Origin of the sequence: Myxococcus sp. MISCRS1 (genome assembly GCF_026626605.1) — a bacterium.
GTDB classification, from domain to species: Bacteria; Myxococcota; Myxococcia; order Myxococcales; family Myxococcaceae; genus Myxococcus; species Myxococcus fulvus.
Window position 1 is genome coordinate 8,075,030 of the sequence record NZ_JAPNKB010000001.1, and the last position, 22,384, is coordinate 8,097,413.

Sequence of the window (22,384 nt, forward strand, 5' to 3'; positions counted from 1 at the left end):
TTCGGCTGTCTCGTTATTCGCGAGGTGCGGGTGGCGGCTCGTCCGGCCTCGGGGCGAGCAGGGGACCAGGGCCCCGTGGCCGTCGGCATAGCGCGCGGGGGATGGCCAGGATTCAGAGTCATGGAGACCGCTGCCGAGACGAGCCGCTCCGCCCCCGCGTCGCCGTGGGTGGACATCTCCGTGCCGCTGCGCGACGGCATGGTGCACTGGCCGGACAACCCCGAGGTGCGCATCACCCGCTCGCAGGACTTGGACAAGGGGGACGACGCCAACGTGTCGGACCTGTCCTTCGGCGCGCACTCGGGCACCCACGTCGACGCACCCGTGCACTTCGTCAAGGGCGCCGAGGGCGTGGACGCGCTGTCCTTCGACCGGCTGATGGGCGTGGCCCGCGTGCTGGAGATTCGCGACGCGCGCGCCATCCAGGTGGAGGAGCTGAAGGCGCACGCAATCCAGCCGGGGGAGCGGCTGCTCTTCAAGACGGCGAACTCCGCGCGGCGGTGGCCCTCCCAGCCCTTCCAGCCGGACTTCGTGTACCTGTCGCTCGAGGGCGCGCGCTACCTGGCGGAGCTGGGGGTGCGCACGGTGGGCATCGACTACCTGTCCATCGGCAGCCCGGACGAGGGCGTTCCCACGCACCGCGCGCTGCTGGACGCGGGCATCTGCATCATCGAGGGGCTCGACTTGTCCCAGGTGCATGAGGGGACGTACGAGCTGGTGTGTCTGCCGCTGCGAATCGCGGGGGGCGACGGGGCTCCGGCGCGCGCCATCCTCCGCGCGCGCTGAAGTGCCCGGTTCAGGCGGAGGGGGCGCGGCGCCTGCGGCGCAGGAAGAAGGCGAAGCCCATCACCGTCGGCAGCAGCATGCCCCCGCCGACCATCAGCTTGACCCGGTGCCGCTGGGGCAGGGCCTGGGCGTAGAAGGGGCGCTCGGCGCGGACCTTCGCGAAGTTCGGCTCCAGGCACGACGCCCCGAAGGACCACTGCACGTCGTCGATGCGCGCGCCGTTGCGGATGTACGTCAGGTACAGGCGCTCGAACATCGCCGGGTCCCGGTTGGCGACGTGGAGCGCGGCGTGGCACAGCATCATCGCGTAGGCCTGAGTGCGCGGCGGCAGCAGCTCCGCGCCGCGCTGGGCCAGCCGCGCCGCCACGTGCCGGTAGTGGAATCGCTCGGTGAGGGGCGGGCCGTGGAGGGCCGAGAGCCGCTGCTCCTCCGCGCCCATGAGCGACGCGCGGGGGAACATCGCGCGGGCCCGCTGCTCGTCCTCGGTGGCGTCCCCTTCCTCGTCGTCCCGGTCATAGCGGGAGACGTCGTAGTTGCCGTCGACCCAGCCCCAGTCCGGCGCGGCCTCGGTCCCCAGCAGGCGCATGCCCTCGGAGCGCGCGAGCCTGGCCGCCGCGAAGAGCGCCTCGGCCCGGTCCAGGTCGTCCCACGCGCTGTCGGCGCGGCGCAGCGCCTCCACGTACCGACGCGCCGCGTCCTCCACCGCGGTGCCGCGGAAGGCCTCCAGGGCCTCGTCGTGCCGGCCCTCTCGCAGGAGTCGCCGCGCGAGCAGCAGGTGCAGCCGCTCGGGCATCCCGAGCGACGTGTTGCCGTCCCCGACGCTGTCGGGTGACTCCGGCTCCGACTCCGGCACCAGGTCGCAGTGGCTCTTCTCCGTGCGAGGGTGGGTGGCCGCGAAGCGCTGGAGCTCCTCCAGGCTCAACGTCCGCTCCGCGACGTAGGCGACGTCCGGCCAGGAGCAGCCCGCCCACAGTCGCTCGGCGGCGCGGGTGAACTGGCCCTGCGTCAGCGCGAGCACGCCGCGCTCTCCCTCCGCGCGGCACAGGGGGCGGTTGGTGTCGTCCAGGTACCAGTCATGCCACCACTCGCGCTCGGGAAGCCCGCGCACGGCCTCGGCCAGGTACGTCTCCGCGGAGGACGCGTCGCCCCGGCGCAGCGCGAGCTTGGCCTTCACCCAGGAGGCCAGCGGGGTCTGCTCGGAGGCGACGAAGCGCTCGGCCAGGTCGAAGCGGCCCGCGCGCCAGGCGCCCGCGGCCAGCCGGTCCGCGCCCGCGACGTCCGGCACCGCGGCCAGCGCGTCCAGCACCGCGCCGAGCCCTCCGGCCGAGGGCTCCTCGGACCATGCGGACTCGCGACCGCGCGTCCACACGAAGGTGGTCATGAGCCGCTGCGCCAGCGGGTCCTTCAGCGCGACCTGGAGGCGCTCGGGGTTGCGCGCGAGGGCTCGCGCGACGAAGAGCAGCGACACCTCCGCGCTCCCGCTGCCGTGCGAGGCCTGCTCCGCGTACAGGTGGATGGCGCCCACGTCGTCGCCCCGCTGGAGCAGCACGCGCGCCTGCATGCCCAGGCTGGAGACCGCGAGGCCCAGCGGGTCGTCGAAGCCCTCGCGGACCAGCTGCCGGGTGAGCTCGAAGCCGTACTTCGCGTCGTCCTCGAAGCCGGCGCCCGCGTTGCGGCCCAGCATGTACGCGGCGAAGGTGGAGAAGCGGCGTCGCTCCGCGGCGGGCAGCGCGAGCACCTCGAGGAAGCGCGCCCGCGCCGTCACGGCGTCTCCGGCGGTGAAGGCCTTGGCGCCGGCCTCGTACAGCGCGGTCTCCCGGGCCCCGGCGCCCTGACGCGCGTCGGGGGGCTCGTCGGGGAACTCGTTCACCGCGAACGCGTCCGAGGGCTTCGGCAGGAGCCGGTGGACCTCCAGCGCGAAGAGCCCACCGGGCAACTCGCCGAGCGTGAGCGCGCGGTCGGCGAGGAGGCGGTCCTGGAAGCCGGGGCCACAGGCCTTCGCGGAGCGGATGGGCGTCAGGGCGACCAGGATGACCACGGCGGACAGCAGGCTACGGAGCCACAAGGGACACCTCGCTTCCCCGCACGAAGCCGACGACGCGTCGCTCGCCGGCGCGCAGGCGGGGAGGCTTGCGCGCCACGAGTGAGCTCCCCCGCGGGGCATAGCCGCCCACTCCGTCGAGGACCTCCAGGTTTCCAGAAAGGGTGAGCCGGGCCGGGGCCTCGCCGTCCAGGCGGCCGGTGTTCTCGAGGACGATGTCGAGCGTGCCTCCGCCCGCGTCCACCAGCCGGGACTCCACCTGGAGCGTCAGCGGCTCCTGTCGGAGGACGGCGGTCAGCGTGGACGGGCTCCAGGCCTCCGAATCACCCGCGTGGCCCCAGCGGAACCACACGAGCCCCTTGACGCCCTGCACCGGTCGCGCGCGCAGCTCCGTGAGGAAGCGCGAGACCTCACGAGGCTCGGAGACCAGGGGCGTGCCATCGCGCAGGCGCACGCGGTAGGTGGGCAGCGCGACGTGGAAGGGTCTGCGCGTGGCCTGGGACCAGCGCTCGATGAAGCCGCGCGCCTCCTCGGGGGTGAAGAGGGTGGGGGCGCGGATGGCGTGCACCTGGACGACGACGTCGTCGGGGATGGATGTCAGGCGCTCCAGCTCGGGCGCGCCGGCCCAGGTGGGCAAGGCGGTGATGGACAGGGACAGCTCGCCGAGCAGTCGCCGCTCACGCGCGAGCCAGTCCGCGTATGCGGGCAGGGCGGTGGTGGCGCAGTCATGGTCCAGCTCCACGCCGCGCACGCGCACGCCGCGCGCCTTCCAGTCGCGGGCGATGGCGGCGACCTCCTCCAGGGAGATGCCGTCGAGGGGCGCGGTGCCATCCACGCGCATCACCGCCACGACGTCGCGCCCCGTCCTCGCGAGGGCCGCGACATCCACCGCGATGGAGACGGGGGCGCGTGTGTCGCCGGAGCGCTCCCTCGCGAGCACGCGCAGCGCGCCCACCTCCGGGGGCATCCGCGTGAGGGACTCGACGAGCGACGGGCTCCAGTCCCGCTGCCACACGTAGGCCGCGTGCCCGAGCGGCGGCGGGGGCGCGCGGGTGCAGCCAAGCATGAGGCACAGCCCCATGAACGCGAAGCTCGCGAGTCGGCGCGACGAAGACAGAAACGGGGTGCGCATGGTGAGACGACACGCATCGCGGGAGTGGATGCGACGTCAATGGTGCCACAACCGGGGCGTGCAAGCTCTGCGCGCGTACGCACCGGTTTTGTCTCGCGTCGTGAGACTGCGTGGAGCCCCAGGGATTCGTAGCCACGCGGGCGAGGAGGCGAGCACTCCGCTTGGGACGGGGCCGTCAGTTGGGCGGCGGCGGCGGGTTGCTGTGGTCGCAGTGCAGGAGGGAGGGCGGGTCGAAGCAGGTGAGCCGCTGGTCGTTCAGCGTGCAGACGCCGCGGGGCGTGTTGGTGCAGCGCACCTCCGTGCGGCTGGCCTTGCAGTCGAAGCCGCACGCAATCGCCTCGGAGGCGTTGAGGCAGCGGGCCGCGGGCATGGCCTGCGCGTACTCATGGATGACGCTGTCGGGCGGGTCCCAGCAGACCAGCCTGCCGAAGTGCGTGTCGCAGAGCCCGTAGGGTGTGGAGTTGCACGCCACCTCGCCATTGAAGATGCGGCAATTGAAACCGCAGTCGACCTTGCCGCGCACCGCCTTGCACTCGGGGCGCACCGGCGTGCGGGGCGGATGCTGGATGGCCACCCGTGGCGGGTCCCAGCAGTGGACCTCGTCGCGGAGGACCTGACACGTCCCATAGGGCGTCTGGGCACAGCCCGCCTTCGAGCCGCTGGTCCTGCACTGGAAGCCGCACAGCTCGCGCCCCTGGGCGGTGATGCACTGGGGCCTGGGCTGTTCCGGTGGCGGCTTGGGCTCGGGCGTGACCTGGGGCGGCGTCGGCGGCGCCGCGGTCAACAGCAACAGGGCAATCAAGGGGAGCATGTGGCCCCCCGACGAACGTCACCGCCGTTTATTCAAACGGTCGGCTGGACGGCCGCTTTTCGCTCAGCGGGCCCTGGAGCCGTGGGGGCGTGGGCCACCGGGACGGCGTGGACCTCGGGGCGCGGGGGCCTGGGGCTCACGCGGCGCGTCGTCCAGCTCGCGCCCATCCCGCTCCTCGGTGCGCTGACGTCGGGCGGCCTCGGCGGGTGTCTCCGGCGGGACGAGCGCGTGCGGGCCACGGCCGATGAGGTCCGCGCGGCCCGCCTGCTTCAGGGCCTCGCGGGCCAGGGGCCAGTGCTCGGGGTTCCAGTAGAGGAGCAGGGCCTTCTGGAGGCGCTTCTCACGCAGACCCTGGGCCGTGTAGACGGGCTCCATCTTCAGCGGGTCGATGCCGGTGAAGTACATCGCCGTCGCCATGGCCATGGGGGTGGGGATGAAGTCCTGCACCTGACGGGGGCGCTTGCCGTTCTTCTTCAGCCACAGCGCCAGGTCCACCATGTCCTCCAGGGTGGAGCCGGGGTGTCCGCTGATGAAGTAGGGGATGTCGTACTGCTCCTTGCCGGCCTCCTCGCTGGCGCAGGCGAACATCTGCTGGAAGCGCTCGAAGCTCTCGATGCCGGGCTTCTTCATCTTCTCCAGCACGCGCGGCGAGACGTGCTCGGGCGCCACGGAGAGCTGGCCGCCCACGTGGTGCGCGGCGAGCTCCTTGACGTACTCGGGGGAGCGCTCGGCCAGGTCGTACCGCACGCCGCTGGCGATGAAGACGTGCTTGACGCCGTCCTCCTCGCGCACGTCCTTCATCAGGCTGATGAGCGGGCCGTGGTCCGTCTGGAGGTTCTCGCACACGCCCGGGTGCACGCAGGACAGCTTGCGGCAGCGCTTCTCGATGTCCTCGCTCTTGCACTTGAGCTTGTACATGTTGGCGGTGGGGCCGCCGAGGTCCGTAATCGTCCCGCGGAAGTCACCCATGCGGCGCAGGGCGCGCACCTCGCGCAGGACGCTCTCCGCGGAGCGGCTCTGGATGACGCGGCCCTCGTGCTCGGTGATGGAGCAGAAGGTGCAGCCGCCGAAGCAGCCGCGCATGAGGACGATGGAGTGCTTCACCGTCTCGTACGCGGGGATGCCCTCGCTCTTGTAGATGGGGTGGGGGACGCGGTTGAAGGGCAGGTCGTACAGCTCGTCCATGGCCACCGTGGCCTTGCCGGCGGCGGTGTCACCCACGCCGTCCTCGAGCGGGAGGGCGGGGGCGTTCATGAAGATGGCGCGGTTGCCGTGGCGCTGCGCGAGGGGGCGCGCGTTGCCGGGGTTGGTCTCCATCTGGAAGTCGCGGCTCATGACCGCGAAGGCCTGCTTGTCGGAGACGACGGCCTCGTAGGGCGGGAGGACGACCGTCTTGCGGTCGGCGGCGCGGCGGGCGGGGTCGGCCTCGTGGGCGCGCATCTCCTCGTCGTTGATGAGGTAGGCGGTGCCGCGCACGTCGCGGATGTCCTGGATGCGCTCGCCGCTGCGCATCCGGTCGGCGACCTCCATGATGGGGCGCTCGCCCATGCCGAAGACGAGCAGGTCGGCCTTGGCGTCGAAGAGGATGGAGCGGCGGACCTTCTCGCTCCAGTAGTCGAAGTGGGCGATGCGGCGGAGGCTGGCCTCGATGCCGCCGAGGATGATGGGGACGTCGGGGTAGGCCTCGCGGCAGCGCTGGGCGTAGACGATGGTGGCGCGGTCGGGCCGGCAGTTGGTGCGGCCGCCGGGGCTGTACTGGTCGGCGGAGCGGTTCTTCTTCTGCGCGGTGAGCCGGTTGAGCATGGAGTCGAGGTTGCCGGCGGCGACCCCGAAGAACATGCGCGGCGGGCCCAGGGCCTTGAAGGGCTCGGCCGAGTGCCAGTCGGGCTGGGGGATGAGGCCCACCTTGAAGCCCCGGCCCTCCAGGAAGCGGGCGATGAGCACCGGGCCGAACGCCGGGTGGTCCACGTACGCGTCTCCCGTCACGATGATGATGTCGCACTGTTCCCAGCCGCGCGCCTGCATGTCGGCGCGGGTGATGGGCAGGAAGGGATGGGCGTAACGCGTCGTCTGGGCCATGGCGGTGGGGCGGCGTCGGCGGGGGGCTTCTCTCCTAAACACCCCCGGGCGCCCGAAGCAAACAGGGCGGGGCGCGGGTGTACACCCAAGAGGGTCGAAGGTCCTACACCCTTGCTTGGTGGGAGAGCGGGAAACACGGCGAGGGTGGGTGGCTGAGGGAGGCCGCCTAGACTTCCTCGAACTTGGCTCCGGTGACCTTGGCGCGCTCCATGGCGACCTTGATGTCCTCCGAGACGATGAGGGCAACGCTCCATCCCCAGGTGCGAAAGACCTTCGTATCGCCCACCTTCCTGGGGTCGATTCTCATGTCGACCACGTTCCGGTATTGGCCGAGCTTGTCCGGTCGCTCATCCTCTGGCAGCCAGAACTCCACCTCACTCGAGGCCTTGTCGTCGATGCACCGGACCGTCTTCGTCGCTACGAGGATTTGGTAGTCGTCCGGATAGCCTTTGAGCTGGACGGGTATCAGCTGCACATCATCAGGTGCTTGCTCCGCGAAGAGGGTAGCCACCCTGATGTGGACGACAGGCGTCATGCCGACGCCGGCCATGCTGAAATCGCGCTGACGCCCCGGCTCACGAACCGAGAGCTTCAGGCTGCTCGTTGCTCGAACGGGCCGTCCCGAGGTGAACTCCCGGATGTCCTCCAGCTCCTGTCCTTGCCCGCGCGACGGTTCACCCAGGTACCAAGAGCCGGCCCGTACGTCCTCTTTGAGCCTGAAGTATCGAGAGGGGGGAGGCATGGTGGACTTCCTCACGGTGTCACTTGCGCTGAGTCAAGAGCCTGTGGATTTCGGTTCCTGGAGTCGAGGCATCTCTGGCGAGCCTGCGAAGCTCAATCGTGAGGGCCTGGCGGCAATCTGCCACCTTCCGGCAGCTACCCAAAGCTTCGAGGAGTCGCTCCTGGACGCGCTCATGATACCGCTGCGGATGCGGGCCCTTGTGTCCGACGACTTCCACGATGTTCTCGGGGTCCTTCAGCTCCATTCCGGCCCTGGTGAAGAGGTCGCGGAATCTCGGCGTCCAAGGCCCGCCACGTGCAGCCGAGACATCGTTCTTGTTCGTGGCGATGTGGTGGCGCTCTTTCTGGCGGCTCGCCATGGCCAGCGCATTGGGGGCCAGAACGAGGGTGAACCCCTCTGCCGTCACCGCGACGGACTGCACACTCCCCGCCGCGGCGTACTGGAAACCTGCCTGGGCCTCCACGGCGAGTGCCGCGGGCGCGGATCCCGGCAGCCTCCCAGCCTTCGCGGCCAGTCCCGCCGTGTTTCCAATGGCGGCCGTTGCCAGCATCACGAAGACCCGTGCCGCATTCTCACCCAGGATCTCTCCGTAGGCTTCGCCTGCTGCACTGAGCTGCGAGAATGTCGTCGCCTGGTCCGCTTCTCGTAGCAGCGTCAACCAGCCGTCCAGCAAGCTCCACACCGTATCGACTCCGAGGTATGCGATTGCGAGAGCCGTCAAGGTCGCCGCGACGCCCTTGGAAAGCGGCTCGGGCAACGACCAGAGCAGGAGGTACATCGTGACGGAGGCCGTCAGGGTGGCCATGACGGCGCCAGGGTCCGTCATGTCCTCCAGAGCCTCGGCGGTCTCATCCCACACGGAGTCCATCGCGATGGCCAATGCCCAAGTGTATCTGCCATCGCTGGCCAGCAGGGGGCCCTCCTCCAAGAGTCGCAAGCAGTCCCCTGATTGCTTCTTTCGAGTGCACCACTGGCCGTAGGCGCGCGTCAGTTCGTCATCGGCATAGGACTCCAGCAGATGAGGGTCGTCCGCGTCCTCTCGACGCTGGAGGGTGAGTCGAGAAGGGTGGCTTTCGTATCGGTACACGCCGCTGCGGGCAGGCACTCCGAAGAAGTCACGGGCCTCCTGCATGGGGTTTCGGAACGGACGGACGTCCCGAGCCAGTTCCGTGATGATCTCCTCGTACTCGTCGTCGTCGAGCTCTGCCGCACTCACTTCCGCGCCCGACTCTTCGTGAGGAGTGACGACGAGGGAGGCTTGTCCCGTGTCCAATCGGACGACGCGACTCGTCGCGCAACCGGCGACGAGCGTCAGTAGGAGCAGCGGCACTACCCAGTGAAGCCGCATGGCGTGTTCCCCGAGAGAGGCCCGTCAAAGGCAGGCGCAACCCAGAAATACAGGAAGACGCTGACAGCGCACGCGGTCTCACCCACTTCGTCCGGAGGCCACGCCCAAGTCGCGGTGCTGTTCAGAAGAAATCCGTCGTTGGTGTCGACGCCCATGCCTGGCCGGCTGCTGGGAGCCAGCCGTACGTGAGCGCACAGCCGCGCCCCTGGGGCTTGCATTGACGTGGATCCACGCCTCCCCTACCTTCGCGCGCCCGTACCCGGCCTGGGCCGAGGGGCCCGGGGCTCGCCGACATGACGCACCGGACGCACAACGAGGTCTCCGAAGGGCGCCCCGCGCCACAGAAGGAAGACTCCGTCCGAGAGCTTCACGTCGAGTACGACGACGCCCCTGTCCCACCTCCGTCCTCCCGCACTGTCCCCGAGGACATCCCGCGCTCGCCCAATCCGCTGCTGGCCCTCTCCCGCGCCAGGCCCCAGCGCCCGACGCCGCCCGCTCCGCGCCCGGACGCCCCTTCACCCGAGGAGCCACCCGCACGCGACGTCGCCGCGCCCTCCGATGTCACCGCGTCCGAGCGCCAGGTCATCCAGGCCGCCGTCGCCACCGGGAAGCGCCGCGAGGCCTGGCGTCCTCCCGAATACCTCCCCGAGGACCTGAGCGACGCGCTCCTCTCCGAGCGCAGCCAGTACCGCGCCAAGCTGCTCCAGGACGCGCGTCAGGTCTCCCTGCAGGGCCCCGGCGTGTTGTCCCTCGTCCCCGTGCCCGCGGCGGACCCGGACTGGTCCGGCGGCTCGCTGCTCGGCTTCCTCGGCGAGGAGTGCGTCTTCGGCGGAGACGTCGTCCACCTCGACTTCGAGTCCGGCCGCGTCTTCGCCGCCCCCGACCACGGTGACGACGTGGACCGCCGCGCCCTCGCCGCGGACCGCTGGTGTTATCGGCCCTATGACTTCGCCGAGGCCCTCTGCACCGCCGCCTCCGCGTACGAGGACCGCCAGCCCGCCCTCCACCAGGCCCTGCGCCGCGCCAGCGGAGACGAGCCCGCGCCCACCCCGCGTCCCCAGGACGCCGAGCTCCTCCCGACCGACCGCCTCTGGGCCCAGCCCTGGGGCTGCATCTGGGGTCCTCCCGGCACCGGCAAGACGACCGCCGTCGCCGACCTCATCGCCCGCGCCCTGTGCGCCTTCCCCAACGAGCGCATCCTCGCGGTGGCCCCCACCAACCGCGCCGCCGATGAGCTCGTCCTGCGCGTCAGCGCCCTCCTGGAGCGCCAGCCCATCCCCCTGCGCCCCCTGGCGCGCAGCATCTTCCGCGGCGGCACCGGCGCCAGCGACGCCCTGGCGAAGCTGCCCACCGTCACGCTCGAGGACACCAAGGGCGGCAAGCTGCGCGCGAGCATCGAGGAGCGCGAGCGCGAGCTGTACCTCCAGCGCGTCCGGGGCGGCCCCGCGCACGAGCTCGCCAAGCTCCAGGCCGAGCTGCGCGGCCTGCGCGGCAAGATGAAGGACCCCACCTTCAAGGAGGCGGAGAAGGGCGACTGTCCCCTCATGGTCCTCACCGTCCACCGCGCCCTGCGACTGGTGTCGGAGCTCGAGGGCAAGTGCACCTTCGCGCGACTCGTGGTGGACGAGGCCGGCATGGTGACCCGCGCCGCCACCGCGCTCATGGCCCCCCTGGCCGAGCGCGTGACGCTCGCCGGAGACCCCAAGCAGATCGGCCCCGTCAGCCGCGCCGCCGAGGGCGCCGGACGCGGCTCCCAGAAGTGGCTGCGCGCCAGCGGCCTGTCCCACCTGGAGGACGCGGTGCGCGACGCCGCGCGCCCGGACGTGCTGCTCTTGCGCACCCAGCATCGCATGCACCCGGACATCGCCCGCGTCGTCAGCCACTTCTGCTACGGCGGCGCGCTCGAGGACGGTGACATCGTCAAGGCCCGCGCCGAGAAGGCCCCCCCCGTGCCCGCGTTCGCCGGGACACGCGCTGGCTGGGTGGTGCTCGATGGCCTCAGCCGCGACGCGAAGCGCCTGACGCACGGCCGCGGCGAGACGGGCTCCGGCTACCAGCGCGAGCTGTCCGCCGAGCTCGCCGTGTCGCTCGCGCGCGAGGCCGTGCGCGCCGGCCTCAGCGTCCTGTGCGTCACGCCCTATCGCGCGCAGGCCTCGCTCCTGCGCAGGCTCGGCAACTCCGCGGGCTTCCGGGGCGACGCGTTCAGCGCCTCCACCATCCACCGCCAGCAGGGCACCCAGTACGACGTGGTGCTCGTGGACACCGTGGCCGGAGGCCGGCCCTTCCCGCCGCACACGCTGGTGCCCATGCTCAACGTGGCCGCCAGCCGCGCGCGCGATTATCTCTTGGTGCTCGCCTCGCGCGACGAGGCCCGGGGCGCCACCATTCCCCAGCGCTTCCTCTCGCTCCTGCCGCGCCTGCGCGTCCTCCCCGGCTCGCCGCTCCGACTGGAGGCGCTGCCCCTGCCGCGCGAGGCACCCCCGCCGCCGCCACCGCCCCCCGCCGCGCCCACCAGCCTCGGCGGGGAAATCGAGGGCTCTCGCCCCACGCGGCCCCTGTTCACCCAGGAGCAGGTGTCCCTCTTCGAGCGGCGCTTCGATGACGGCCACCACCTGGTGCGCGGCGTCGCGGGCAGCGGCAAGACGTTCGTCCTGGCCCACTGGGTGGCGCGCTATCTGCTGGAGCACGAGGACACCCAGGTGCTCGTCTCGTTCTTCAACCGCGCGCTTTCGCCCCTGGTGGAGAAGTTGTTGGTGGAGGCGATTGCCCAGCGCGCCGGCCGCGAGCGGGTGCGCGCGCTCCGGGCCCGCGTGACGGTGAAGCACGTGGGCGCGCTGCGCCGCGTGGAGCCCGAGTCCTTCGACGGCGTCTTCGTCGACGAGGCCCAGGACATGGACGCCCGCGCGCTCGCCATGCTCCACGCCCTGGTCCGCCCGCGCGCGTCGCAGGACGGCAAGGGGGTGCGCTGCCTCCAGTTGTTCATGGACGACTCGCAGAACGTCTACGGCCAGGTGCCCATCGACGCGCTCAAGGAGCAGCTCCCGGAGGGGCTGTCCTTCCGGGGCCGCACCCGCATCCTCAAGGAGACCTTCCGCGCCACGCGCGACATCCTCGACGTGGCCTTCAACGTGGTGCTGGACCCGCTGCGCCAGCACGGCACCAGCGACCCGGGCATGCGCGAGTACATGAAGGCCGGGGAGCTCGCGCGCGAGGGGCTGCTGTGGCTTCCCGAGGAGACGCTGGAGGGCCTCTACCGCGTGCAGTCCACCGAGCGCGGCGGCGTGCTGCCCCAGGTGCGCGGCTTCGCCTCCGGCGCGAGCGAGGCCCGTCAGGTGGCCAGGGAGGTGGCCCGGCTCATCCGCGACGAGGGCGTGCACCCCGGCGACATCCTCGTCGTCGCGCCCGTCATGCCGTCGCAGTACACGGAGGCCCTCAACCGGGCCGGTGTGCCCGCGCACGCCTACGGTGGCAAGGGCGGCCGCGACGTGACGGACTTCCGCGTCAGCGGCGTGGACCACGTGCGCGCCACCACCGTGTTCTCCTGCAAGGGCCACGAGTGCCCCGTCGTCTTCTTCGCGGGCCTGGACGCGCTGGACACCGTGGAGAACTGGATGGCCGGCGCGAAGGAGCGCAACGCGCGGGAGAACGAGCGCATCCGCCGCGCCATGTTCTACGTGGGCGCCACGCGCGCGATGAAGCGCCAGTACCTCACCGGCGTGAAGGGCGCGCGCTTCCTGCGCGTCGCCGCGTCCTACGTGGAGACGCTCTCGGGCCTGGTCCCCACCGAGGGTGGCAGGTCCGCCTGAAACGACGAAGGCCCCGGCGCCGCACCTTCGCGACACCGGAGCCTCCTGTCCTCAGCGCCTCACGTGATTACTGATTCACGCGTCCGGGGGCCGCCGTCCGCTTGACGGTCGGGATGCCCACCTCGAGCGTGGACCAGTAGGTCAGCGCGGCCAGCCGCTTCACCTTCTCGACCAGTTGCTGGTGGCCCGTGGGGTCGCCGCCGCCGCCCGACGCGCCACCCGGGTCTCCGTCATGCAGGTCGGCGACGCTCAGGCAGCCCTCCTTGTCCGTCTGGGGGACACAGTCGGTGAGCAGCTCCACGTCGCCGACGTAGAGCGGTCCGCCCGACTGCATCGCGGAGGTGTCGCCGTCCGTGGTGGCCTTCTCGGACGAGGTCTCCCCCTGGGCGCCGCGCGTCGAGGACGGGTCGCGGTTGGACTGGGCGACGATTTCGTTGCGGCTGACGTCCACCACGTAGGCGGTGAGCCGCTGGGGGTTGGCCCGGTCGCGGAGGATGACGCGGACGAGCGCGCCCTTGGGCGCCTTGCGCTGAATCTGCTCGGTCGACGGAACCGTCTCGATGTGGCGGCACGCCGCGACGCCGAGCAGCAGGGGGACCAACAGGAGGACTTTCTTCATGGGTTTTCGAGACTCTGGGATGAGACGAGGCAACTACTCGAAGAGGAGCACCTGGCGGACCCAGGCGCTTCCCCGACTGCGGAGCCAGTCCTGACGTGCATCGCGAAGGACGCGGGCCGCGGGCAGCCCCTCGCGAATGCGCGCCAGCACCGGCTCGAAGAAGTCCGACGCCTCGGCGTCGGGAATCTCCTGCGTGGCGGCGAGCACGGCCCGGGCCCCGGACTCGACGAACGCCACCGGCAGGCCGAACGTTTCATGGAAGTACGCCTTGCTGTGCGCGGCATGACACGCCGCCAGCAGCACCACGGGCCGGCCCTGCAGCCGCTCACCGTGCAGGTCCGACGCCGTCAGCGCGTAGCGGCCGCCCTGCGCCTCCGGAGACAGCACGAGCAGCGAGCCATCCGCGGCGCTCGGGTCGACGACGCCGTGCGCGTGAATCTGCACCTCCGTGGCCTCGCGCATCGCCCGCAGCACCTGCGACGGCGTGGCGGAGGCGCCTCGCAGCGTGGCCAGCGTCGCGTCCTCGTCCTCCGAGGGGCGCCAGGCGCGCAGCGAGGGCAGGCGCAGCTCCGCGGGGGCATGCACGTCCGCCACCACCAGCCGGCGCGAGGGCTGTCCGGTGGGCTCGTCGGGGGTCGCTCCGACACGGTAGGCCCAGGCGATGTCCGGCGGCAGCAGGTCCGGCTTGCCGAGCACCGGCGGCCGCGCGAGCACGTCCACGTGGGGGCAGTCGCGCAGGGCCTGTGCGAGGCGCTCGGGGACCAGCCCCTCCACGCTCTCCAGCCGCTCACGGCGCTGGTTGTCGAAGTGGCCGACCCAACGCCCCGACGCGTCGCGGGCCACCAGGGCCGTGCGCTCGTCGTCCACGGTGACGCCCAGCGCGCAGCGCTCGGGCAGGGGCAGGGCGCGCTCCTCGGCGAAGAGGGCCATGGCCCGCTCCAGCTCCTCGTGCCGGGAGGCGTCGAGGATGAGGGACGTGAAGCTGTACACGCGCGCCTTGCGGGCGTTGACGTCCGAGCCCACGAGCGGCGCCGCTTCCTCGATGGCCTGACGCAGCAGCGCCTGCCCCCGACGGCGGTCCTGCTCGACGAAGAAGCGGCCCTCGATGTGGCGCAGCATCGCGCCCTCGCCCGCGGTCTCCAGTCGGGCCGGTGAGGCTCGCAGCGCCTCCAGGCCCCGGGTCAGCACCTCGGTGTCCTCGGCGCGGCGGGCCTGCGTGTGGGCCAGGTCCGCGATGGCGAAGGCGCGCGCCAGGGAGGGCGGGTTGCCGCAGCGCGCGGCGCGGTCCAACTGCTCCCGGGCGCCGTTGAAGTCGAGCGTGCGGTGGAAGGCGAGCGCGAGGTTGACGTAGGCCGACTCGTGGTCCGCGCAGCGCTCGGGCAGCCGCTGGATGTTCTCCTCCAGGTAGGCGCGCGCCAGCGACAGGTCTCCGTGGAAGAGGGCCACCTGGCCCAGCTCCTGGAGCAGCCGCCACTCCTTGGTCCACTCGTGCCCCGCGCGGGCCCGGGCGAGCGCGAGCAGGCCGTGCGCACGGGACTCGACGGGGCGGTGGAGCTGCCGCTCCACGAGGGCCAGGTTCCGCTCGAGCTCCAGGCAGCGGTAGTTGAAGCGCGCGCCGTCAGGACAGGTGCGCAGGGCCTCGGTCAGCCGCGTGCGCGCCTGGGGAATCTGTCCGCGCTGGATGTCGGCGCGCGCCTGGCGCTCCTCGGCGAGCAGCGCGAACCACGGGTCTCTCGTGGCCAGCGCGAGCTCGCGGTACTCACGCTCGTGCTGTCGCAGGTCCTTGGGGAAGAGCAGGGCGCCCAGGAGCAGGTCGTCCTGCCGGGCCTCGCGCAGCTTCACGAGGAAGGTGTCGAGCTGCGCCGGGGACAGCTCGTTGCGCGTCAGCCGCACGTAGTCCGCGACGAAGGGCGCGCGCGCGGAGAAGTCCGAGCGGGCCGCGCGCTGGAGGGCGTCCTCCAGGTGGGTTCCGCCGTCCACGGCGTCGAGCTGGCGGGCCAGGGGTCGCAGCGACTCGACGCGCTCGGGGGAGGTGGCGGTGCGCAGCGCATCGTAGAAGCACAGGCGGGACAGGCCGGGGTGCTGCTCCACCTGGGCCTGGGCGAGCACGGGGCCGCCGGACACCATCTGGTCGCAGTCCTGCTTGGTGCCCTTCCAGCCCTTGCGCTGGGTGTCCTCTTGACGGCGCAGGTCGGCGGCGCGATCGGCGGCCTCCTGGCTCCAACCCGGCTCCTGCTGCGCGGCCACCTGCTCGAAGGCCTCGGCGGCTTGCAGGGACAGGCCCAGCTTCTCGAGCGCGAGGCCGCGGTTCCACAGCGCCTGGGGATGACCGGGCTTCGCCTTCAGCGCGCGGTCCACCAGGGCGAGGGCCTCTTCGTGGGCGCCGCGCTGGAGGGCGAGCGCCGCGCGGTCCGAGTCCAGGTCGGGGGACGCGGGCAGCTTGTCGAGGAAGGCGGCGGCCTGGGCGGGGTCTCCGCGCAGCAGGTAGGCGGAGGCGATGCCTCGCTCGTCACCGACCTCCTCCAGCTTCGCCAGCTCGCGCAGAGACAGCGCGCGGGGCGAATTGCCGCCGCTGCGCATCACCTCGTAGGGGCGATGGCGGTCGGCGCCCGGATGGGTGAGGCGGGCCTCGAGCGTGCGGCCCGGGTCCTGCCCCAGCCACAGCTCGGGGGAAGTGGGGGACGAGTCGGTCCGCGTCACGAGAACCCACGCCGCCAGGCCCGCGGCCAGCGCCAGCGGCACCACCATCATCCAGTTCCTGCGCCGCTTGAGCTGGGGAGGTGGGGGGACGAAGGCCAGTGTGGAGTCCCCGGGTTCGTGCAGGGCGTCGTCGGCGAGGAGCTCGAGCGCGAGCAGTTCCTTCATCCGTGTCTCGCACGCGGTGCAGCCGGTCAGGTGGTGACGGAAGTTCTCCGCGTCCGCCGGTGCCAGCTCACCGTCGATGAAGGACTCCAGTCTGTCGCACTGCTCGGTCATGGTCTGGCCCTGCCTTCACTCGAGGCGGCGCTAGGGGTCAGCAGCCCCCGCAGAGCCTGCCGCGCCTCGCTGAGCCACCGTCCCACCGTTCCCTCGGGCGCATCCAGCCGCTGAGCGATGGCCCGGTATCGAAGTCCCGCCACGTGGAGCCGGTAGGCCTCCTGGAGATGGGGAGGCCGCAGCTTGTCGATGGCCCGCTGGAAGTCCTCGCGGCTGACCTGCTCCCACTGCTCCAGGGCGGCGGGTTCGCCGGAGGACTCCGTGTCCTGCACCACACGCAGCGCGGGGGCCCCCAGGACCTCGGTGCGTCTGCGACGACAATGGTCCAGGAAGCGGTTGCTCAGCGTGGTGCTGAGCCACACGCTGACGGCGCCTGGGTTCTCCGCCACCAGCCGGTCGAAGTTCCGGTAGGCGCGCTCGAGGGTCTCTTGCACCAGGTCCTCCGGGTCGATTCCACCCCCGGAGCACAGGCGTCGGGCAAGGCGAAGCAGCCCCGGTCGTCGCGAGCGTGCGAAAGCATCGAACTGGCGGTGCTGCCCGTCGTCCATCGTGGCGCGAACCCCTACACCCATCTTCTCATGTCGTTCCACCGGTGGAGCGCCCCCTCCGTACGATGTGAACGCGTCCGAGGAAATCCCTTCGGGTGGAGTGATTCGTGACGCGATGCGTTGCGGGTGGGTGCGGGTGGAAAAGACTCATGTCCAGGGAGGGGGAGGGTGATTTCCGCTCCCACGGTCCGCCCCGGAGGTGGGGTGGGGCCTGCTTCAGCCCCGCAGGGACGCCACGAGCGCCGCCCAATCCGTGCTCGCCGGAAGCCGTCCCTCGGCGTGCTCCGGGCGTCCACCCCCGCGTCCTCCCGCGGCCTCCGCCGCCCGCTTCAGGAACGCGCCGCAGCCGAACGTGGACGCACTGCCCCGCGCGATGAGCACGGCCAGGCCCTCGGGCGCGCGGCCCGCCAGGAACACCACGGCCTGAGGCCGGGACGTGAGCCTCGCCGCCACCGCGCGCAGTTGCTCCAGCCCCGCGCCGTCGAGCACCGCCACCACCTGCTTGTCCGCCGACGCCTCCAGCTCCTGCGCCAGCTCCACGGCCGTGTGCTCCGCCAGCCGCGCTCGCGCCGCGCCCAACGCCTCGCGAGCCTCGGTCAACTCACGCCGCAGCTTCTCCACCACCGTGGGCACCTCGGCCGGTCCACACGTGAACGCCCGGCTCATCGCGCGCAGCACCCCCGCCTCCTCCCACAGCTCACGCCGCGCGCGCGGCCCCGCCGAGAAGAGGACCCGCCCCTTGCCCTTGTAGCGCTCCACGCCCAGCACCCGCACCATCCCCACCTGTCCCGTGCGCGTGCAGTGCGTCCCGCCACACGGCGACACGTCGAAGTCCCCCACCTGGATGACGCGGATGTTGTCCGTCACCTTGGGCGCACGCCGCAGCGGCAGCGCCGCCAGCTCCTCCGGCGTGGGGAAGAAGGCCCGGATGGGCAGGTCCGCGTCGATGATGGCGTTGACGTGCGCCTCCGCCTTCGCCACGAGCTGCTCGTCCAGCGTGTCCTGGTCCGTGTCGATGGTGCACGTGGCCCCCAATCGCGACGACACCGTGGCCGCGCCCGCGAGGTCCAAGAGCGCCCGCGACAACATGTGCTGCCCGGTGTGCAGCGACATGTGCACGCGCCGCCGCTCCGAATCCACCACGCCCTCCAGCGCCTCACCGGGCGCGGGCAGCACGCCCTCCACCAGGTGATGCACCACCCCCGCGTCGTCCACCTGCACGTCGCGCACGGGCAGTCCCCCGAGCACGCCCTGGTCCCCCATCTGCCCACCGGCCTCCGGATAGAAGGCCGTGCGGTCCAGCACCACCGAGGGCGCGCCATTCCACGCGCCGTGGCCCACCACCCGCGCGGTGAATCGATGGAGGAAGGGGTCCGCGTAATCGAGGCGCTCGGTCGTCATGGTGCGCGGGAAATAACACGGCGCTGAAACTCCCGCGCCGCTCGCGTCACTCCTTGCGTGCGAGGGCATCGCCCCTCGTCACGCCAGGCCTCCAGGCAGGACGCCGGGCGTGCCGCATCCATCCCACTCCAGAGGTCCACCATGAAGCTCCGCGCTCCCGCCCTCCTGGCGGCCGCCGTCGTGTTCTCTTCGCTCAACCCCGCCCTCGCCGGTGACGAGCCCACCCCCGACTGCGACAAGCAGCCCAAGGCCGCCCGCGCCCAGCCCAAGCTCATCTCCGCCACCCCGCGCTCGGAGGCCCCCGCGCTGGGGCCCCGCGACGCCCAGGTGACGGTGGAGGTGTGGAGCGACTTCCAGTGTCCCTTCTGCCAGCGCGGCGCGTCCACCGTCGAGGGGCTGCGCGAGCGCTACGGCGACAAGATCCGCATCGTCTTCCGCCACATGCCGCTGCCCCGCCACGAGAACGCGAAGCTCGCCGCCGCCGCCGCCATGGCCGCCCACGAGCAGGGCAGGTTCTGGCAGATGCACGACGTGCTCTTCGACAACCAGGGCGCCCTGGACCGCGCCTCGCTGGAGAAGTACGCCAAGGCACTCGGGCTGGACCTCGCGAGCTTCAAGCGCGCGCTCGACACCAAGGCCTGGGACAACTACGTGGAGGCCGACCGACTGGAGGCCCAGCGCCGCGGCATCGTCGGCACGCCCACCTTCTTCATCAACGGCACCGGCGTGACGGGTGCGCAGTCGCTCGACACCTTCGCCACGCACATCGACGCCGCGCTCAAGCGCTGAACCCACCTCAGGCCGGGTCCCACTCGACGAGCAGCTGCCGTGGGCCCCGGTGCAGGAAGTTGGGCAGGTAGCGGACGGCCTCTCCCGGCGCCAGTCGCAGCCCGGGCAGCCGCTTCAACAGCAGCTCCATCGCCAGTCGCACCTCCATCCGCGCCAGCGGCGCGCCGATGCAATAGTGGATGCCCATCCCGAACCCCAGGTGCTTGCCCACGTCCGGACGGCGGAGCACCCCCTCGCCGGGCGCGTGGAACACCGTCTCGTCCCGGTTCCCCGACGCATAGAGCACCAGCAGCCGCGCGCCCTCGGGCACCTCCACGCCGCCCAGCGTCACCCGGCGGCGCGTGGTGCGCATCATCCCCTGCACCGGCGCGTCCAGCCGCAGCGTCTCCTCGATGGCCCGGGGGATGCGGCCCGGGTCGTCCCGCAGCTCGCGCAGCCGCTCCGGCGCGCGCAGCACCCACACGAGCAGGTTGCCCAGCAGGTTCGACGTCGTCTCGTGCCCGGCGAAGTGCAGCATGGAGATGAGGCTGATGAGCTCCACGTCGCTCAACGGCGGCGTGTCCTCGTACCGCGCCTCGATGAGCGCGCTGATGAGGTCATCGGTGGGCGCGCGTCGCCGCGCGGCGATGTGCTCCGCCAGGTACTTCTGGATGGAGACGAGCCCCCTGGCGCACTCCACCTGGCGCTCCACGGGCGCGTTGCCCGCGGACATCACCACCAGGTCCTCCGTCCACTGCTTCAGCCGCGTCACGTCCGAGTCCGGCAGCCCCATGATGGCGCCGACCACGCGCGCGGGCAGCGGGTAGCCCAGCGCCTCCACCAGGTCCGCCTTCCCCTCGTGGGCGAAGCCGTCCAGCAGCTCCGTCGCGATCGCGGACACCCGCGCCTCCATCGCGCTCAGCCGATGCGGCGCCAGGGCCTTGTTGACGATGACCCGCATGCGCGTGTGGTTGGGCGGGTCGTCATCCACCAGCGCGGGGACCTGGGGGTAGCCCTCCGCCAGCACCGCGAGCACCTCCGGCGCGGGCGGCACGGGGTTGCGAAAGGCGTTGGCCGACAGGAAGTCGTCCGGGTTGAGCACCACCGCCTTGATGTCCTCGTAGCGGGAGACGACCCACAGGTGCATCTGTTCGCTGAAGTGGACGGGAGACTCGTGGCGCAGGCGCTCGTAGAGCGGATACGGGTCCTCCACGTAGCGAGGCTCGAAGCGGCTGGCGAAGGCGGGCGGCGAGGAGGACATGGCGCTCTCGAGGGACAGTCGCGTGCGGGCTCAGGCCGTGTCCGGATGCGACTTCGGCGGGGTGGGGACTCCGCCTGACAGTCCGGGCAGGTGCATGGCGAGCGGAGGGATGCGTGGGAGGCGGACGGTGAAGCGCGTGCCCGTCTGGGGCGAGGTCTCCACGTCGATGCGTCCCTGGTGCGAGGTGATGATGCCGTGCACCACGGCCAGCCCCATGCCCGTGCCTTCACCGGCGGGCTTGGTGGTGAAGAAGGGCTGGAACAGCCGCGAGCGCACCTCGGGCGTCATGCCGTGCCCGGAGTCCTGGACGCACAGGACGGCCTCGTCGGCCTCCATGCGCGTGCTCAGGAAGATGCGTCCGCCCGAGGGCATCGCCTGCGCGGCGTTCATCAGGAGGTTGACCACCACCTGCGCCAGCTGCCCAGGACGTCCGAGCAGGCGCGGCAAGTCGCCCAGCGTCACCTCCACCTCGCAGCGCGACTGCACCTGCGTGCGGGTGATGCGCAGCGCGACGGCGATCTCCTCGTTGAGGTCGTACTCCTCCAGCGCGCCCGGGTCTCCCCTCGCGAAGCGCCGCAGGTCCGCGACGATGGCCACGACCCGCCGGATGCCGTCCGCGGTGGCGGGCAGCACGTCGTCCACGTACTCCTGCAGCTCCGGCGGCAGGTTCTTGCACGCGCGCAGGTCCATGAGCAGCGCGTTCACGTTGCTCTTCACGTAGCTCATGGGGTTGTTGATTTCGTGCGCCACGCCCGCGGCCAGCATGCCCAGGCTGGACAGCCGCTCCTGCTCACGGGCGCGCCGGTGGGCCATCTCCAACTGCTCGTGGGCCAGGGCCAGCTCGTCGTGCTGGCGCGCCAGCTCGCGCAGCGTCGAGTGCGTGAGGAAGACGCGGCCCTCGGAGAGCGCGTACGTGAGCACCGACAGCAGCACGAAGCTGGCGGCGACCTCGGGCGCGGCCCCGTCCGACAGCGCCGCGCCGGCCACCAGCACCAGCATCAACCCCAGCCGGCGCCGGGCGCCCGAGTCCGCGAAGCGGTCCACCCACAGCGCGTTGAGCGGCAGGTACAGCCACACGGGCAGCGCCCAGTCGCTCACCACGCCGTAGAACACGGTGCCCACCATGTTCAGCGTGAAGCGCGTGGCCTCGGCGGCCTGGGTGTGCCGCGAGAAGAACCCCCGCGCGAGCACCACGTTGGCCCCCGTCACCCCCGCGAAGGCCACCGTCACGACGAGGACCTCGTGCCAGCGCCCCCAGAGGCTGACGATGAGCAGACCGTGGATGAGGAGGCACGCCAGCAGGGTGAAGCGCTTGAGGCGGCTGTTCACCCAATCCGCGTCGACCTCCGGGGCCATCACGCCTCGCCCAGCCCCGGTCGAACACTCGGCGCGCTCTGGGCGCGCATGGGCAGCTCCAGGCGCAGCCGCTGCGGCCCGCCCACCTCCGCCACGAAGGACAGCCGGCCACCGAAGCGCTCCAGCAAGCCCCCCACCACCTTCAGGCTGTCGTCGGCCAAGAGGCCCGCGAAGCGCTCGATGATGGACACGGCCTGCTCGGCGGGGAACGACGGGTCCGCCACCTGGACCTTCAGGACCAGCGCGGCGTCCGTGGGGCTCACCTCCGCGCTGACACCCTGGGGCGCGGCGCGGAACGGGGCGTAGAGCTGGGCCATCGTCTCGCGGTGGCGCAGCAGGCCCGACAGGTACGTCACCAGCTCCGCGTCATCCCAGGGCTTGCTGATGAACCGGCAGATTTCGCCCTCGTTCACCGACGCCACCACCGACTTGAAGTCGGCGTAGCCGGAGATGATGAGCCGCAGCGCCAGCGGGTGGCTGCGTTTGATGCGCTGGAGCAGCTCGCTGCCCGTCATCCCCGGCATCCGGAAGTCCGTCAGGACGATGTCCGGGCTGAAGGTCTTCAGCCGCTCGAGCGCCTCTTCTCCGTTGAACGCGAGCTGGACGTCGAAACCCTCGCGCCGCAGCAGCCGCCTCAAGGCGTGCGCCACCTGCGGCTCGTCGTCCACCACCAGCACCTTGTATGCTTCCATGACGCCTTGGCTCCTCTG

16 protein-coding genes are annotated in these 22,384 nt (G+C 71.6%); 3 read left to right on the forward strand and 13 right to left on the reverse strand.

Annotation, left to right across the window (positions count from 1 at the left end; all coding sequences use genetic code 11):
• The first annotated feature begins 120 nt into the window (after window positions 1-120).
• On the forward strand, window positions 121-786 hold the full coding sequence (locus OWM54_RS32325; RefSeq protein ID WP_223781887.1) for a cyclase family protein: 666 nt from the start codon (window positions 121-123) through the stop codon (window positions 784-786).
• A 10-nt stretch (window positions 787-796) separates the two neighbouring features.
• Here the strand turns inward: OWM54_RS32325 and OWM54_RS32330 are convergent, their stop codons facing one another.
• The 6 genes from OWM54_RS32330 to OWM54_RS32355 form a co-directional block, all read right to left on the reverse strand.
• Window positions 797-2,851 (reverse strand): hypothetical protein, encoded by a 2,055-nt coding sequence (locus tag OWM54_RS32330; protein WP_267699958.1) that lies wholly within the window; start codon window positions 2,849-2,851, stop codon window positions 797-799.
• On the reverse strand, window positions 2,838-3,959 hold the full coding sequence (locus OWM54_RS32335; protein WP_267699959.1) for a DUF3142 domain-containing protein: 1,122 nt from the start codon (window positions 3,957-3,959) through the stop codon (window positions 2,838-2,840). The genes OWM54_RS32330 and OWM54_RS32335 overlap by 14 nt, the downstream gene beginning before the upstream one ends.
• Window positions 3,960-4,134: 175 nt before the next feature.
• Window positions 4,135-4,770, reverse strand: coding sequence for a hypothetical protein (locus OWM54_RS32340; protein ID WP_223781890.1), 636 nt, complete (start codon window positions 4,768-4,770; stop codon window positions 4,135-4,137).
• Window positions 4,771-4,833: 63 nt separating this feature from the next.
• Entirely contained in the window at window positions 4,834-6,849 is a 2,016-nt protein-coding gene (locus OWM54_RS32345; protein WP_267699960.1) for a YgiQ family radical SAM protein, read from the reverse strand.
• Window positions 6,850-7,015: 166 nt separating this feature from the next.
• A complete protein-coding gene (locus tag OWM54_RS32350) occupies window positions 7,016-7,591 on the reverse strand; it encodes an imm11 family protein (RefSeq protein ID WP_267699961.1) in 576 nt (191 codons plus the stop codon).
• Between the two features lie 19 nt (window positions 7,592-7,610).
• Window positions 7,611-8,939 carry an AHH domain-containing protein gene (locus OWM54_RS32355; protein ID WP_267699962.1) on the reverse strand — a complete coding sequence of 443 codons (1,329 nt, stop codon included), beginning with the start codon at window positions 8,937-8,939 and terminating at the stop codon, window positions 7,611-7,613.
• A 293-nt stretch (window positions 8,940-9,232) separates the two neighbouring features.
• Here OWM54_RS32355 and OWM54_RS32360 point away from each other — a divergent pair, with 293 nt between their 5' ends.
• Window positions 9,233-12,745: an AAA family ATPase gene (locus tag OWM54_RS32360; protein ID WP_267699963.1), complete on the forward strand. Its 3,513-nt coding sequence runs from the start codon at window positions 9,233-9,235 to the stop codon at window positions 12,743-12,745.
• A 67-nt stretch (window positions 12,746-12,812) separates the two neighbouring features.
• Here OWM54_RS32360 and OWM54_RS32365 read toward each other — a convergent pair whose 3' ends face one another.
• The 4 genes from OWM54_RS32365 to OWM54_RS32380 form a co-directional block, all read right to left on the reverse strand.
• Window positions 12,813-13,364 (reverse strand): hypothetical protein, encoded by a 552-nt coding sequence (locus OWM54_RS32365; protein WP_267699965.1) that lies wholly within the window; start codon window positions 13,362-13,364, stop codon window positions 12,813-12,815.
• Between the two features lie 33 nt (window positions 13,365-13,397).
• A complete protein-coding gene (locus tag OWM54_RS32370; protein ID WP_267699967.1) occupies window positions 13,398-16,340 on the reverse strand; it encodes a CHAT domain-containing protein in 2,943 nt (980 codons plus the stop codon).
• Complete coding sequence (locus tag OWM54_RS32375) at window positions 16,337-16,912, reverse strand: RNA polymerase sigma factor (RefSeq protein ID WP_141333011.1); 576 nt, start codon at window positions 16,910-16,912, stop codon at window positions 16,337-16,339. Before OWM54_RS32375 ends, OWM54_RS32370 begins: the two co-directional genes overlap by 4 nt.
• 192 nt (window positions 16,913-17,104) lie before the next feature.
• Entirely contained in the window at window positions 17,105-18,289 is a 1,185-nt protein-coding gene (locus OWM54_RS32380) for an alanyl-tRNA editing protein (RefSeq protein WP_267699968.1), read from the reverse strand.
• A 141-nt stretch (window positions 18,290-18,430) separates the two neighbouring features.
• On the opposite strand from OWM54_RS32380, the gene OWM54_RS32385 reads away from it, so the two are divergent.
• Entirely contained in the window at window positions 18,431-19,078 is a 648-nt protein-coding gene (locus OWM54_RS32385) for a DsbA family protein (protein ID WP_223745269.1), read from the forward strand.
• Between the two features lie 7 nt (window positions 19,079-19,085).
• Here the strand turns inward: OWM54_RS32385 and OWM54_RS32390 are convergent, their stop codons facing one another.
• Genes OWM54_RS32390 through OWM54_RS32400 form a run of 3 tightly spaced genes read right to left on the reverse strand, consistent with a single transcriptional unit; the run spans window position 19,086 to window position 22,366 of the window.
• Window positions 19,086-20,318 (reverse strand): cytochrome P450, encoded by a 1,233-nt coding sequence (locus OWM54_RS32390; protein ID WP_267699969.1) that lies wholly within the window; start codon window positions 20,316-20,318, stop codon window positions 19,086-19,088.
• Window positions 20,319-20,348: 30 nt separating this feature from the next.
• The gene (locus tag OWM54_RS32395; RefSeq protein ID WP_223745271.1) at window positions 20,349-21,674 is read right to left on the reverse strand and encodes a sensor histidine kinase; all 1,326 of its coding nucleotides are present in this window, start codon (window positions 21,672-21,674) and stop codon (window positions 20,349-20,351) included.
• Window positions 21,674-22,366: a response regulator gene (locus OWM54_RS32400; RefSeq protein WP_223781898.1), complete on the reverse strand. Its 693-nt coding sequence runs from the start codon at window positions 22,364-22,366 to the stop codon at window positions 21,674-21,676. Before OWM54_RS32400 ends, OWM54_RS32395 begins: the two co-directional genes overlap by 1 nt.
• Window positions 22,367-22,384: the final 18 nt, after the last annotated feature.